Source organism: Streptomyces kanamyceticus (assembly GCF_008704495.1).
Taxonomy (GTDB): domain Bacteria; phylum Actinomycetota; class Actinomycetes; order Streptomycetales; family Streptomycetaceae; genus Streptomyces; species Streptomyces kanamyceticus.
Genome location: NZ_CP023699.1, coordinates 4,423,500 through 4,436,165 on the forward strand (window position 1 = coordinate 4,423,500; position 12,666 = coordinate 4,436,165).

A 12,666-nucleotide genomic window follows, 5' to 3' on the forward strand; every position below is an offset into this window, starting at 1 on the left:
CGGCGTCAGCCCCGCAGTTCGAGCGTGCAGCACTTCACGCTGCCGCCCGCCTTGAGGAGTTCGGTCAGGTCCACGCCGATCGGCTCGAAGCCGCGTTCGGAGAGCTGCTCGGCGAGTCCGGTGGCCGCCTTGGGGAGCAGGACGTGGCGGCCGTCGGAGAGCATGTTGAGGCCGAACACGGCCGCGTCCTCGGCGGTCGCGAGGATCGCGTCGGGGAACATCTCGCGCAGTACGGCCTGGCTGCCCTCGGAGAACGCCTGGGGGTAGTACGCCACTTCGTCGTCCGAGAGGACCGAGAGCGCGGTGTCCAGGTGGTAGTACGAGGGGTTCACCAGGCGGAGGCTGGTGACGGGAAGGCCGAAGAACTCCTGGGCCTCGAAGTGCGAGCGCGGGTCGGTGCGGAAGCCGGTGCCCGCGAGCAGTCGGCGGCCGACGGCCAGGTAGTCGCCCTCGCCCTCGTTGATGTGCTCGGGCCAGTACAGCTCGTCGAAGCCCTGGCGCCGGAACCACTCCAGGTAGGCGGGGCCTTCGGCGGTGCGCTCGACGTGGCGGAAGCGGGCGCCGAAGACCTTGCCGTCGACGACGGTCGCGCCGTTGGCGGCGAAGACCATGTCGGGCAGACCCGCTATCGGGTCGATGTCGAGGACGGTGTGGCCGAGCTCCTTGTACAGGTCGCGGAGCCCTTCCCACTGGCGCAGCGCGAGTCCGCCGTCCACCGGCTTGGCGGGGTGCATCCAGGGGTTGATGGAGTAGGTGACGTCGAAGTGGCTCGGGGAGCACATCAGGAACCGGCGCGGGGTCGCCGTGCGGGTCCTGTGCTGTGCGGTGGACTGGTTCGCAGTCATGCGTGCTGTTCTCCTGGGTGAGTGGTGCGGGTGACCGCGGCGGCGATGAGGTGGTCGTGCCGGTCTGTCGGGTCGTGGAAGCTGAGGCCGGGCAGCGGGGCGGTGTCGGTGAGGTCGAGTTCGCGCAGTCGGCCGATCGCGCTGATGCCGACCTTCACCAGGGCCTCCTTCCGTACCCACAGGCGCAGGAAGGCGCGTGCGGGGTCGGGGTCGGCGTGGACGGCGGCGAGTTCGGCGGGGGCGAGGACCCGGGCGGCCACCCGCGCGTCGAACACGGCGGCGGTGGCGTCCTCGACGTCCACGCCGACGGGGTCGGTGCCCGCGGCCGCGGCGACGGCGCCGGTGGTGTGGGAGAGGCTGACGTGGATGCCGGGGTGGTCGCGGAGGAACGGCCTGCCGTGGTCGTCGCCGCCGCAGTCGTCGCAGTGCTGTCCGAGGACGAGGGTGTCGGCGGGCGTGCCGGTGAGCCGGGCCGCGCACAGCCGGACCAGGACGTGTGCGGCCAGGTAGTCCCGGCGCCGGGGCCCCGCGGGCAGCCGGGCCGCTCGCTCCCTTTCGTACGGGGCGAGTTGGACTTGGTCGACGAAGGGACCGACGAAGGGGTCGGCGAAGGGCAGGACGTCCTCCGTGGGGCGGACCATGAACGCCGCTCGTTCTCCTCGCATCGGCTCGTCAGTGCCCCATGCCGAGGCCGCCGTCGACCCGCAGCACCGTGCCGGTGACGTAGCCCGCGTCCTCACCGGTGAGGTAGCCGACGGCGGACGCGATCTCGTCGGAGGTGGCCATGCGGCGCATCGGCACGGTCGCCAGCAGGTTCTCGCGCTGGGCGCCGGGCATGGCCGCGACCATGTCGGTGTCCGTGTAGCCGGGCGCGACGACGTTGACGGTGATGCCGTGTCCCGCCACTTCCAGCGCCAACGACCGTGCCAGGCCGATGAGTCCGGCCTTGGACGCGGCGTAGTTGGTCTGTCCGACGGCGCCGGAGAGCGCCACGGTGGAGGACATCAGGACGATCCGGCCCCATTTGGCGCGCATCATGCCGCGCAGGACCGGCCTGATGCCGTGGAAGGCGCCGACCAGATTGGTCCGCAGCGGGGCGGTGAAGTCCTCGGCGGACATCGCGGCGAGCGGCCGGTCTCGGGTGATGCCCGCGTTGAAGACGAGCACTTCGACCGGGCCGAGTTCTTCTTTGACCCGGGTGCAGGCGGCGTTCACCGCGTCGGCGTCGGTGACGTCGCAGTGCACGCCGAAGAGCTGCTCGGGCGGCTCGCCCGTGCGGTGGCTGACCGCGACCCGGTCGCCGCGCGCGGCCAGGTGCCGTGCGACGGCGAGGCCGATGCCGCGGTTGCCACCGAGGACCAGGGCGGTACGGGGCATGGGGGTTCCTTATCCGTGAGGGGTGATGGCGTCGAGCGCCTTGCCGAGCAGGTCGCCGATCTCGCGGGCGGGGCGGGCCTTCATCATGTCCAGGTGGGCGCAGTCGACGCGGTGTTCCACGAGGCGTCCTTCGACGTGCGGCTCCCACGGTTCGCTGACCGATTCCAGCCGACCTGGTTCGTTCGCGGCGGTGAAGTAGAGCAGGTCGCCGCGGTACGGCTCGGGGCGGAACTGGGTGCGCAGCCGGATCAGGTTCTCGACGACACAGAGCAGCCGCTCGGTGTCGGGCACGACTTGGCGTACGTCGGCGGTCTCGGCCTCGATGAGACGGCGCGTCTCATCCGGTGCCAGGTCCTCGTCGGTGCCGACGAGGACGGTGTCGAGCATGGCGAGGAGTTCGACGTCGTGACCTTCGGCCTGGAGGCGGGCGGCCAGTGAGTGGGCGACGAGTCCGCCGAAGGACCAGCCGAGCAGCCGGTAGGGCCCTTCGGGCTGGATCGCGCGCAGTTGTCGTACGTAGTCGTCGAGCAACTCGTCGTACGTGGAGGGGAGTTCCTCGTCTCGCCCGATGCCGCGCGCCTGGAACGCGTATACGGGCTGGTCCGGGTGGAGGCTCCGGGTCAGGGCCGCGTAGCTCCAGCTGAGGCCGAATCCGGGGTGGAAGCAGAACAGCGGGGGCCTGTCGCCCCGGGTGCGGAGCGGCAGGAGGACCGCGAAGTCGTCGGCTTTGGCGGCTGCGGGCGTGGTGTCGTCGGGCGCGGTGTCGTCCGGGCGCAGCCGCCCGGCGATTCCTTCGACGGAGGGTGTCTCGAACAGGTCGCGCACGGTGAGTTGGGCGCGCAGTTCGGTGCTGAGTCGGCCGACGAGGCGGATTCCGAGGAGTGAGTGTCCGCCGAGGTCGAAGAAGCTGTCGGTGGCCGATACCCGGTCGAGGCCGAGCGCGTCGGCGAAGAGTGCGGCGACGGCGATCTCGTCGGGGGTGTGGGGCGGGCGGCCTTCGCAGGTGCTGAAGCCGGGGTCGGGGAGCCGGGCCCGGTCGAGCTTTCCCGCGGGTGACAGGGGCAGTTCGTCCAGGAGTACGACGGCGGCGGGGACCATGTAGGCGGGCAGCAGTCGGGCGGCGGCGGTGCGCAGTCGGGCCGGGTCGGGTGTGGTGCCGGGCGCGGCGGTGACGTAGGCGACGAGGCGGTGTTCGCCGTGCCGGTCCTCGTGCGGGACGACGACGGCCTGTGCCACGTCGTGCTGTTCGGCGATGACGGCTTCGATCTCGCTGGGTTCGACGCGGAAGCCGCGCAGTTTGACCTGGTCGTCGGAGCGGCCGACGTAGCGCAGTTGTCCGTCGGGGCGGCGCAGGACGATGTCGCCGGAGCGGTACATCCGCACGGATCCGGAGCCTTCGGCGGCGAACGGGTCGGGCACGAAGCGGGATTCGGTGAGGTCGGGACGGTGCAGATAGCCCTGCGTGACGCCCGCGCCCGCGATGTAGAGCTCGCCGGGGACGCCGACGGGCACCGGTCGCATCCGGTCGTCGAGGACGTACAGGCGGGTGTTGCGCAGCGGGCCTCCGATGGGAGGCGTGTCCTCCTCGGCCCGGTCGTCGTCGCCCTTCCCGCCGGTGGCGGAGGCGCTGGCGTACACGGTGGTCTCGGTCGGTCCGTACGCGTTGACGAGGCGGGCCCCCGGCACGGCGGCCCGCAGGCGCGCGGCGACCGGCGCGGTCAGTGCCTCGCCCGCGAGGACGAGGTGGTCGGCGCGCAGGTCGGGGGCGCCGTCGGCGATGAGCCGCGCGAGGACGGAGGGGACGCCGCTGATGAGGGTGCCGTGCCAGCCGCCGCGTTCGCCGATCTCCAGGAGGTCGCGGACGATCTCGATGCTGCCGCCGTTGAGCAGGGGGCCGAGGATCTCGAAGACGGAGACGTCGAAGTTGAGGGAGGTCGCGGCGAGTACCCGGGCGAGCCCGTCGCCGAAGGCGTCGGCGGCCCAGGCGGCGAGGTTGGCGACGTTGCGGTGGGTGACGGGGACGCCCTTGGGGCGGCCGGTGGAGCCTGAGGTGTAGATGACGTAGGCGGTCTGGTCCGCGGTCGCCGGGCACGCGAACGAGACGTCGTCGCCAACGGCATCTAGGACCGCTGCCACCGCCGGGTCGTCAAGCAGGAGTTGGGGCGGCGTGCCGGTCCCCGTGGGCAGTCCCGCGGCCGCCGCGGATTCGGTGAGTACGAGGGCGGGGGCGGCGTCGGCCAGCATGTGGGCGAGCCGCTGGGCGGGGTAGGCCGGGTCGAGCGGCACGTAGGCGGCGCCCGTTCTGAGTACGGCGAGCAGCGCGACGACGGTGTCGGTGGAGCGGTGCAGGGAGAGGCCGACGAAGGTGCCGGGGCCCGCGCCGCGCTCGGCGAGCAGCCGGGCCAGGCGCGCCGAACGCCGGTCGAGTTCGCGGTAGTTGAGGCTCTCGGCGCCGCACACGACGGCGGTCGAGTCGCCGCGCAGTGCGGCTTGGCGCGCGAAGAGGCTCGGGATGGTGTCGTCGGTGAGGGGCGCGGCGGTGTCGTTCCAGTGGTGCAGGACCTGCCGGTGTTCCGCCTCGTCCATCAGCTCGATGTCGGCGAGGAGGGCGCGGGGGTCCTCGGAGACGGCGGTGAGGAGGTTCGCGAGGTGCCGGGCCAGCGCCTCGACGGTGTCCTGGCCGAAGCGTCCGGTGTCGTACTCGACGTAGACGCGGACGTCGTCCGCCGACTCGACGAAGGTCAGCATCAGTTCGAAGGCGGCGGTCGCGTTGGCGACGGGCAGCGGTTCGACGAGGAGTGCGGTGCCCGGTGCGGCGGCGGGCTCGGTGCGCATGTGGTTGAGGCCGAGCTGGAACACGGGCTGGCGGCCCGCCGAGCGGGGCGGGTTGAGGGTGTGGACGAGTTCGTGGAAGGCCACGCCCTGGTGGCGCAGGGCTTGGAAGGTGCGGCCCTGGACGGTGTGCAGGAGGGTCAGGAAGTCCTGGTCGTCGGCGAACCCGGCGCGCAGCGGCATGGTGTTGACGGTGAGCGCGACCAGACCTTCGGAGCCCGGCGCCAGGCGGGTGGAGAGGGGGACGCCGAGCACGATGTCGCGCTCTCCGGTGTAGCGGCCGAGGAGGGCGAAGGCGCCCGCGGCGAGCACGGAGAAGAGGCTGGTGCGCTGGTCGTCGGCGAGTGCGCGCAGTCGGGCGACGGCGGGGCGCGGCAGGTCGTGGCGGTGGGTGGCGGCCTGTCGCCGTGTCGTGCCGCCCAGTTCGGTCATGGGCAGGTCGAGGGTGGCGGGGGCGCCGTCGAGGGTGGTGCGCCAGTGGTCGAGGGCGCGGGCCCTGCGGCGTTCGGAGCCGCCGGAGAGTGCGGCGGTGACGTGGTCGGCGTAGCTGAGGGCGGGTGGCCCGAGCGGGTCGGGTCGTCCTTCGGCGGCCGCCTCGTACAGCGTGGTGAATTCGCGTGCGAGGACGTCCATGGAGTGCCCGTCGGCGACGCTGTGGTGCACGACCAGCAGGAGTACGTGCCGGTCGTCCCCGAGCCGGAACAGGGTGACGCGCAGCAGCGGTGCCAGGTCGAGGTGGAAGGGCCGGTCCTGGGCATGGGTGAAGTGCAGTGCGAGGACGGCGTCGAGGGTGTCGGGTCCTGTCGCGGTGAGGTCGGCCTCTTCGACGGTGACGGTCACGTCGGCGCTGATGGTCTGCGTGACGCCGTCCGCAGCCGTGGTGATGGCGACCCGCAACGCCTCGTGGCGCACGGTCAGTTGGCGCAGCGCGGTGTCGAGGGCGGTCCTGTCGAGCGGCCCGGTGAGCCGGAGGGCGAGGGCCAGGTTGTGGGTGCCGGGTCGGCCGTGTGCCGTCTCGGCGAACAGCACGCTCTCCTGGGCGGGGAGCAGGGGGAGGTTCCTGACCTCGTGGTTCATGAGAAGTCCCGTCGGCGTGGGGCGGGCGGCGCGCAGGTCCTCGCGGCGCGGGGGCGGGCCGTGCCCCGGGGAGCACGGCCCGCGAAGGGCCTAGGCGGGGGCGAGGGCCGGGGTGTTCGGGTCCGTGGCGAGGAGGGCGACGGCGCGGGCCGCGAAGTCCTCGAGGGTCTCGTCGGTCGTCTCGGCGGAGACGTACATCGGCTCCTCGATGTCGGGCGCCAGGTGGTATCCGGCCGTGCGCAGGCCCGCGTACATCGTGGTGTACGGCGACTGCGCCTGCGCGGCGACGTCCGCCTTGACGCGGACGGGGGCAGCCTGCGGGACGAAGATGAACGCGAAGATGCTGCCGGTCCTGGTGAAGGTGAAGTCGAGTCCCTTCGCGGCCCGGTGGCGCTCGACGGCGGCTTCCAGGAGGGCGCCCTTGCGCTCCAGCTCCTCGTAGAAGCCGGGCTGCGCGAGGGCGTCGAGGGTGGCGAGGCCCGCCGCCATGGTCAGCGGGTTGCCGGAGAGGGTGCCGCCCTGCAGGACGCGCTCCTCGTCGAGGAGGCGCATGATGTCGCGGCGGCCGCCGAACGCGCCGACGGGCGTGCCACCGCCGATGATCTTGCCGAAGGCGGTGAGGTCGGGGCTGACGCCGAGCAGGTTGCTGGCGGGGCCGTAGGTGAGCCGGAAGCCGGTGATGACCTCGTCGAAGATGAGCACCGCGCCCTCGCGGTCGCAGATGCGGCGCAGGTCGGCGAGGAAGCCTTCCTCGGGCATGACGAGGGACATGTTGCAGGCGATGGGCTCGACGACGACGGCCGCGATCTCGCCGGGGCTCTCGGCGAAGGCCCGCTCGACGCTGGCGGCGTCGTTGTACTCGGCGAAGACGTTGGAGCGCATGGCGGCCGGGTCGAGTCCGGAGTCGCGCATCCGCGTCTCGTCCTTGTTCTGGACGAGGTCGAAGTGGCCGTGGTAGCCGCCGTTGAAGCGCAGTACGCGGGTGCGGCCCGTGTAGGCGCGGGCCAGGCGCAGGGTGGACATGACGGCTTCGGTGCCGCTGCACACGAAGCGCAGCTGCTCCAGGTGGTCGGCGGTCGCGGTGATGCGCTCGGCGAGCTCGATCTCCTGCGTGCAGTACGTCCCGAACAGCGTGCCGTTGGCGGCCTGGCGGGCGATGGCGGTGCTGACGGCCTCGGGGGCGTGGCCGAGGATCAGCGGCCCGAACCCGTACATGAAGTCGATGTAGCGGGTGCCGTCGACGTCGTGGAGGTACTGGCCGTGCGCCTCGGCGACGACCAGCGGGTCGGTGCCCACGTTGCGGCAGGCGCGCAGCGGCGAGCTGGCGCCGACGGGGATGGTGTGCTGGGCGCGCTTGATTTCCGGCCTCATGAGGTCTTTTCCGTTTCGGTGTCGATCGTGCAGTCGGTCATCAGGACGTCCAGCAGGGCCTCGGCCTCTTCGCGGGTGTCGCGGGCGAAGTAGGCGGTCAGGACCGTCTCGAAGTTGAGCGGCGGGGCGAGCACGAACTGGCCGTCGGCGCGGTGCAGGTGCACGGTGGTGACGTCGTTCTTGTGGCACACGTCGACCGCGCGTGCGGTGTTCTTGAGGAAGCCGCTGCGCTCGATGGGGGCGTCGTACTCCAGGGCCACCTTGTGGTGCGTCGGTTCGGGCGCGAGGGGCTCCCTGCCCAGCTGGTGGAGCAGGCCGTACGCGTCGAGGCCGGTGCAGATGCGCAGTTGCTGGTAGGTGGTGGTGCCGCCGCCGCAGAGCCTGGGCGCGAGTTCGAGGACGCGCAGGCCGCCCTGTCCGTCGAAGCGGAACTCGGCGTGGAAGGGCGAGTTGTCCAGGCCGACGCCGGGGATCACGCTCTCCAGAAGCGCGGTGAAGTCGCGGCCCTGTTCGGCGTCGAACGGCTCGGTCAGGTAGGCCACTTCGTGGAAGAGGGGGCCCACCAGCGGCGGCAGCTTGCGGTGGATCTGGAGGGGGATGATCCGGCCGTCGCTGACGAAGCCGTCGATGGCGTACTCGTTGCCGTCGAGGTACTCCTCGGCGAGCATCCGGGACTGGCCCGCGCCCTCGCGCAGGACGGTGCAGACGCGCTTGGTCTGCAGGAACGCCTTGGGGAAATCGGCGGGCGTCTCGGCCTTGACCACGCCCGCGCTGTAGAAGCCGTTGGACGGCTTGACCACGACGGGGAAGGTGAGGGCGTCGGTGACGGCGGCGAGCGCCGCGGGGGCCTTCGCCGAGGGGTCGAGCTCGATGTGGCGGGTGATGTGGTCGCGGACGGCGGGGTGCGCCTTGAAGCGGGTCTTGTCGGCGAGGCACAGCAGGGTGTCGATGTCGCGGGTGGGCATGCCCAGTTCGCCGCGGATCAGCTCCAGTTGGATCTGGTAGCTGTCGTGGAAGGAGATGGCGTCGTCGAGTCCTTCGAGGTCCACGGCGTCCCGCGCGGCGTCGACGACGGTGCTGCGCCAGTTCTCCCGGTCGTCGGCGGCGAGCTGTGGCGGGTCGAAGAACCGCACGGTGAAGCCGTGGCCGTGGGCGTAGTCGAGGTAGTCGCGGCAGTCTTCCTCGCGGCCGAGGAGCAGTACGTTCACGGAAGGGGCCACACTCTCTGTCTGGCTGTCTGATGATTCGGTCAGGCGGTCTGCTCGACCTGTTCGGTGGTGTGGAGCCGGTTCTCCTGGTTGCCGACGGCCCGCTTGACGCGCCACAGGCAGACCGCGGCCATCACCGCTTCGAAGGCGGAGAAGATCACCCACATGACCGGGAGCACGTCCGGGTCGTCGCGGTTGAGCAGCACGAACGCGATGATCGTGGGAACGCACAGGCACCACATGAGGACGATCCGCGCCACGAATCCGAAGCGCGCGAGCCCGAGGCACTCCAGGACGGCGGAGCCGACCATCGAGAACATGAAGGCCAGGGAGTACGTCCACAGGACCCGCGAGGCGTCCACGGCGTGGGAGGTCACGGCGGAGTCGGCGCCGTCGAGACCGAAGGGGCTGAGCAGCAGGGTCGGGGTGGCGATCTGGAAGACGGCGACCACGGCCACGTAGGCGCCCGAGATGGTCAGGGTGACGCGCATGATGTGCGGGATGCTCTGGTGGAGTCCGGCGCCGACGGCCTTTCCGCACAGGATGTTGCAGCCCATGCCCAGGCCGATCAGGGGGATGACGGCGGCGTAGTTGAGGGACAGCGCGACGTTGTTGGCGGCCAGCGCCACCGAGCCGAGCACCCCGGCCAGCCAGACGAACGCGGTCTGGCCCAGCTCCTCAAGGCTGAGCGAGCCACCGGCGGGCGCGCCGCGCCGCAGGCGCAGCCACAGCACGTCGGCGATCCGTCGGCCGCCCTTGCGCCAGAGCCTGCCGAATCCCGCGGCGTACCCCTTGGGCAGGAACACAACGTATCCGACGAACATGACGGAGACGGCGCTGAGCGTGCCGAGCGCGGAGCCCCGCATGCCGAGCTCCGGCAGACCGAAGCGGCCGAAGACCAGGCCGACCGTCATGACGACGCCGACGATCTGTCCGGCGATGCCGACGGCCATCGGCACCCGGGTGCGGCCCATGCCGTTGAAGTACGAGGAGAGCGCCATGTTGAGGGTCATGACGCTGCCGTACAGCGTGGAGAGACCCAGGAACTGCGCTTCGAGGTCCTGGATGTGCTCGGGCTGTCCGCTGAGCGTCGGCACCCACATCAGGAGCGGGGTGGACAGCAGGAGCAGCACGGACAGGAGCACGCCGACGACGAATCCGTTGGCGCCCTCGTCCATCGCGTCCCGCTCGTCGCCGCGGCCGTGTGCCTGCGCGACGTACGAGCGGGTGATGCCGACCGCGCCGGTGGTCACCATGACCACCGTGGTGGCGGTGAAGACGGCGGGTCCCGACGCCTTGAGCGCGTCCTCCGAGTAGCGGGCCAGGCAGATCCGGTCTACCAGCATCAGGATCAGATTGCCGACCATGCCGAACATCAAAGGCACCGAGACGCGGACGACATCGCGCACCGTGGCCAGGTCGAGCAGCCGGGCCCGCTGGGTCACGGAGTCACCCCGGACTCGACGAGCAGGTCGTGGACGCTCTTGAGCAGGGCGTCTCGGCTGGACAGGTCGAAGGGCAGTACGTCGCCGACGTCCAGCATCACGTCGAGCCGCTCCTCGATGCCCACCAGGAACCGCATCTGGTCGAGGGAGCTGACGACGATCTTGTTGGGTTCGGCGTCTGCGGGGACGTCGCGCGCGGCCGCGAGCTGCTCGAGGAGGGCGTCGACGGTGTTCTTCAGGTCTTCCATGACTTCATTCCCCCGGTGGGTCGGATTGCGGAACCGGCTGGCCGGTGGTCCTTCGTGCCGAGCAGTCCGTACGACAGCAGGGCGTAGGTGAGGCGGTCCAGGCCGATCCCGGCGCAGCAGGTCGCGTCGGTGCCGAGCTCGCGCAGGCCGAACGAGTCGGCGAACACCTCGCCGTGCGCGTTGACGCTGGCCACGGAGAGTTCGCCGTCGCCGAGCGGCACCCGCACCTCGAACTTGCTCTTGTTGAGCAGCTGGGCCTCGCGCGTCATGGTCGGCGCGTCCCCGAAGAACGCGTCGGACGCGCTGACGATGCGGTGCGGGATGCCGAGGTCGGCGAAGAACGCGGTGAACGCCTTCAGCATCCGCTCGAAGTCCGCCGCGATGTCCTCGGCGCCGCCGAGCCCGACGAGTTCGAACATCCTGAACTCGCCGAGCCGGGTGGCGCTGTGGTTGCGCGACTCGTGCCGGAACACCGGCCCGTCGATCGCGAACACCCCGGTGTCGTAACGGCTCTTGAGCTCTGCCGCGTTCTCGTACACGTGGTAGCAGGTGACGGGCGTGAGGACGGTCTCCCCCGGGGCGTAGAAGGAGTCGAGCGCCCCGGCCTGGTTGGGCCGCAGCTGGGAGACGGTGACGCCGTCCCAGTAGTGGTCGCGGATGCGGGCGACGGCGTTCACCAGGTTCGGGAACTTCTGGTAGTAACCCGCCCGTACGAGCACGTCCCGGGAGATCTGCGCCGAGCCTGCCAGGAGCGGCGCCCCGAACGGCTCGGCGAGGCGCTCCCGACACAGTGCGCGCACGTGGTCCATGGCCGCGGTCCACTCGGGCCCGTGCAGATAGGCGCCCCTGGCGACGGCGATCCGGTCGTCGTCGGGCAGGGTGCAGGCGAGGCCGGGGCTCCCCGCCTGCTCGGTGATGACCGTGGCGGCCACCGCGCGGTGTCCGCGCAGGAAGTGCCGGACCATTTCCCCCAGTTCGGCCTCGGTCGGCCCGGCGGGGACGCCTACTTCGACGCCCTTGTCCAGGAGTTCGACGGTGACGCCGTCGTAGTGGAACCCGAGGGCTTTACGCAGTTCGTCGGCGGTCCCGGCGTCCACCGGGCGCTCGTGGCGGTATCGCACGCCGTTCACCTCGCGCCCTTCTCAGATGCGGTGACGCATCGGGACCCAGTCGGCGAGCAGGATGGCCCGCTCGCCCGGCTCCGGGGCGCTGCCCTTGCGGATGGGACCGACGTAGTGGCTGACGAGGTCGTCCGTGATGGCGTACGCCTCCAGCGGGCGCTCCATCTGGAACTCGGCGAGCCGGTCGGCGGGCGGCACGTCCTCGGGCTGCTTGCCGCGGTAGTCGGGGGTGGCGATGAGGTTGGCGCCGCCCTCGGCGTTGTGCCGGTAGATCATGTGGGCGAACACGTAGGGCTCGCCGTCCTGGTGCAGCTCGTTCGGCGACGACACCGCCTCGTAGCCGTCCTCGGCGATGTGCAGCTTGATCAGGTGGACCCCTACGTAGAGGGGCCAGACCGAGTCGTCCTCGTTCCAGTGCGTCTGGGAGAAGTCGAACTGGATCATGTCGAGGAGGAGCTTGTTGTTGCACACCTCGTCGCTGATCGCGGGGAGATCGCGAGTGACGTTCACGTACTCGGGATTGTTGTCGCCCTGGTAGTAGCCGTTCATGCCGTCCCGCGCCTGGCTTTCCGTGGCGGGCATCCAGAAGAATTCCTTGGACCACGGCAGGAATACACCGCGCGCATAGCGGCGGTAGCGTCCGGAGCCGGTCGCGTAAGGGTCTTCGGGGAGATCGTCGTAAGCGGCCCTGAGCGCCTTGTAGTCGGCGTCTTCCTCGCCTATTCCGAAATGGGATCCAAGATCCCATCGGTCGTATCCCTGGCGGGCGAGAGTAGAGATGTTTTCGGGCACAGCAAAAATCCCCCGTGAATCGATGAAAGCTTCGATGCGGCAGACAGTAGCCGGGCGAACACAGCAACTCAACGTGATGCAAGTCACCGAGATGACGCACTGTTAGCGCTGATGACAGGACATGCGGGCCCTTTTGTCCGATTCTATGCATCTTTTATTGCGTGGCCGCCCGGAAATCACGGAGGAAGTCGCCCGGAGTTCACCGCTCCGCCAGTGCGGGGCATACCCCTTTCCCCCCACATGGAAGTGATTGAAGATTGACCTATCCATGCTTGAGGAGACGGGGGAAATCTTGACCTTGGTTTCGTTGACAGCCGGACGACCCCGTGATTACATCCGTGACCGACAAG

Annotated in this window: 10 protein-coding genes; all 10 read right to left on the minus strand. The window is 70.4% G+C overall.

From position 1 onward, the window contains the following. Window positions 1-5: 5 nt before the first annotated feature. The 10 genes from ddaH to CP970_RS18505 all read right to left on the minus strand — a co-directional run bounded on the left by ddaH (window position 6) and on the right by CP970_RS18505 (window position 12,403). Entirely contained in the window at window positions 6-845 is an 840-nt protein-coding gene (gene ddaH, locus CP970_RS18460) for a dimethylargininase (protein ID WP_055553637.1), read from the minus strand. Continuing rightward, a complete protein-coding gene (locus CP970_RS18465) occupies window positions 842-1,486 on the minus strand; it encodes a 4'-phosphopantetheinyl transferase family protein (RefSeq protein WP_055553639.1) in 645 nt (214 codons plus the stop codon). Before CP970_RS18465 ends, ddaH begins: the two co-directional genes overlap by 4 nt. Before the next feature lie 31 nt (window positions 1,487-1,517). Continuing rightward, window positions 1,518-2,222, minus strand: a complete 705-nt coding sequence (gene fabG, locus CP970_RS18470) for a 3-oxoacyl-ACP reductase FabG (RefSeq protein ID WP_055553641.1) — start codon at window positions 2,220-2,222, stop codon at window positions 1,518-1,520. A 9-nt stretch (window positions 2,223-2,231) separates the two neighbouring features. Continuing rightward, complete coding sequence (locus tag CP970_RS18475) at window positions 2,232-6,131, minus strand: non-ribosomal peptide synthetase (RefSeq protein ID WP_150493559.1); 3,900 nt, start codon at window positions 6,129-6,131, stop codon at window positions 2,232-2,234. A 90-nt stretch (window positions 6,132-6,221) separates the two neighbouring features. Next, on the minus strand, window positions 6,222-7,502 hold the full coding sequence (locus tag CP970_RS18480) for an aspartate aminotransferase family protein (protein WP_055553069.1): 1,281 nt from the start codon (window positions 7,500-7,502) through the stop codon (window positions 6,222-6,224). Then, complete coding sequence (locus CP970_RS18485; protein WP_055553071.1) at window positions 7,499-8,710, minus strand: ATP-grasp domain-containing protein; 1,212 nt, start codon at window positions 8,708-8,710, stop codon at window positions 7,499-7,501. Before CP970_RS18485 ends, CP970_RS18480 begins: the two co-directional genes overlap by 4 nt. 41 nt (window positions 8,711-8,751) lie before the next feature. Then, window positions 8,752-10,155 (minus strand): MATE family efflux transporter, encoded by a 1,404-nt coding sequence (locus tag CP970_RS18490; protein WP_206188686.1) that lies wholly within the window; start codon window positions 10,153-10,155, stop codon window positions 8,752-8,754. Then, a complete protein-coding gene (locus tag CP970_RS18495) occupies window positions 10,152-10,403 on the minus strand; it encodes a hypothetical protein (protein WP_055553072.1) in 252 nt (83 codons plus the stop codon). Before CP970_RS18495 ends, CP970_RS18490 begins: the two co-directional genes overlap by 4 nt. Further along, window positions 10,391-11,524 (minus strand): class-II aminoacyl-tRNA synthetase family protein, encoded by a 1,134-nt coding sequence (locus tag CP970_RS18500; protein WP_150493561.1) that lies wholly within the window; start codon window positions 11,522-11,524, stop codon window positions 10,391-10,393. The genes CP970_RS18495 and CP970_RS18500 overlap by 13 nt, the downstream gene beginning before the upstream one ends. A gap of 21 nt (window positions 11,525-11,545) precedes the next feature. Continuing rightward, window positions 11,546-12,403: a 2OG-Fe dioxygenase family protein gene (locus CP970_RS18505; RefSeq protein ID WP_317987155.1), complete on the minus strand. Its 858-nt coding sequence runs from the start codon at window positions 12,401-12,403 to the stop codon at window positions 11,546-11,548. Window positions 12,404-12,666 lie beyond the last annotated feature (263 nt).

Bases quoted from the DNA above. Each gene is read 5' to 3' on its own strand.
- ddaH (WP_055553637.1), bottom strand. From the start codon at position 845: ATGACTGCGAACCAGTCCACCGCACAGCACAGGACCCGCACGGCGACC.
- CP970_RS18465 (WP_055553639.1), bottom strand. From the start codon at position 1,486: ATGGTCCGCCCCACGGAGGACGTCCTGCCCTTCGCCGACCCCTTCGTC.
- fabG (WP_055553641.1), bottom strand. From the start codon at position 2,222: ATGCCCCGTACCGCCCTGGTCCTCGGTGGCAACCGCGGCATCGGCCTC.
- CP970_RS18475 (WP_150493559.1), bottom strand. From the start codon at position 6,131: ATGAACCACGAGGTCAGGAACCTCCCCCTGCTCCCCGCCCAGGAGAGC.
- CP970_RS18480 (WP_055553069.1), bottom strand. From the start codon at position 7,502: ATGAGGCCGGAAATCAAGCGCGCCCAGCACACCATCCCCGTCGGCGCC.
- CP970_RS18495 (WP_055553072.1), bottom strand. From the start codon at position 10,403: ATGGAAGACCTGAAGAACACCGTCGACGCCCTCCTCGAGCAGCTCGCG.